The organism is Niabella hirudinis (assembly GCF_051201075.1).
Classification (GTDB): Bacteria; Bacteroidota; Bacteroidia; order Chitinophagales; family Chitinophagaceae; genus Niabella; species Niabella hirudinis.
Genome location: NZ_JBPEHJ010000024.1, coordinates 1 through 1,328 on the forward strand (window position 1 = coordinate 1; position 1,328 = coordinate 1,328).

General features: G+C 45.5%; 1 protein-coding gene. It reads right to left on the bottom strand.

The features are described from left to right. Positions 1-17: 17 nt before the first annotated feature. A complete protein-coding gene (locus GGU45_RS21740) occupies positions 18-1,235 on the bottom strand; it encodes an IS4 family transposase (RefSeq protein WP_435228368.1) in 1,218 nt (405 codons plus the stop codon). Between the last annotated feature and the right edge of the window lie 93 nt (positions 1,236-1,328).

The window sequence follows — 1,328 nt, forward strand, 5'->3', positions numbered from 1 at the left end:
AAATAATTTACAAGCCCCTATGTTGGAGCAAACAGGTTGCATTGAGATGTTTTCCCGTGATTTTTAATCTTGTTGAGTAGTGCCTTTTCGGGCGATTTCAAAAATTGGGCAATGTCCAGATAAGTCATCAAATGAAGTCGTACCATAGCGGCCAGATTAGAGAAGGACCATTTGCAGCGAGCTCCTTTACCGATCACTTTTAAAAGCAGATCCGCAATCAGTGAGCACCAGATTTGGATCTTGATCGCATTTTCGGTATCGCCTAAAAAATACTGCAGGGGGCAGTGCTGTTTGAGTCGTTTAAATAGTACTTCTATTTGCCATCGTTTTTTATAATATTGCGCCACTGTGGCGGGTTCCAGCTTAAAATTATTGGTAATAAACCGGAGTGCTTTACCCGAATCAGGATCCTTGTAATCAATGAGCCTGCAGGGCACCTTAGGTACTGGTTTGGACCAATTATGTCCCAAAACAATCTCCTGATCCTCTAACACGCCTTGTTGTTGCTGCAGCAGTTCAACCGGGCGCTGCTTTGTCGTTTGCAGGCTGTGAAGAGTGGGTAAGCGTGTTACCCAGGTAATACCGTCGGCAGTCAACTGGTTGAAGACTGAATAGTCCCGATATCCCCTGTCAAAAACCAGCGTGGAACCAGCAGGCAGTTGCACCTTTTTGAGGAACCGGGTATCATTGGCAGCACCGGGGCTGAAACAAGCCATACAGGGAACATCCTGGTCAAAGCGCATCAGTGTATGTACTTTGATACCGCCTTTACGACGACCGTCCTGTTTGCTTAGGCCTGAACCTTTTAGCACTTCCTGGAAAAGAGAGATAGTTGTGGAATCAAAAATATACAGCCTGGACGCTTTGGAACCGGGCCGGCTGTCCGATAAAAATGGGGCAAACCGGTTGTACAGACGCAGGTAGATTTGTTCAAACACCTGCTCACTACGCCGTTGATTTGCATCTGAGAAAGTGCTGCGCCTTGGGAAGTGCTTCATGCCCAAATGCTTAATACGTTGCTCCCAGGCAAGCATGCCGGTAGTTACTTCCCGAAGTGAGCTGCAGTTGTTGAAAACAGCAAACAGAAAGGTTACCAAATGTTCATAGGTTGTGAACTTCTTACAATAGCGATCTGCCTTCAGTTCCTGGCTGACATCTGCAACTATGTGCCGGGGTATTAAATTTAAAAGCTGGGAAAAGATCGGCTGTCCGGTAAAAAAATTACTTTTACTCATACGTAGATTTTGTGTGTGGTAACCTAAATCTACTTAAAAGGAGGCCCAAAAGCCTCCTTCTTTTATTTACACTTACTTTTTTCCCCGGACACC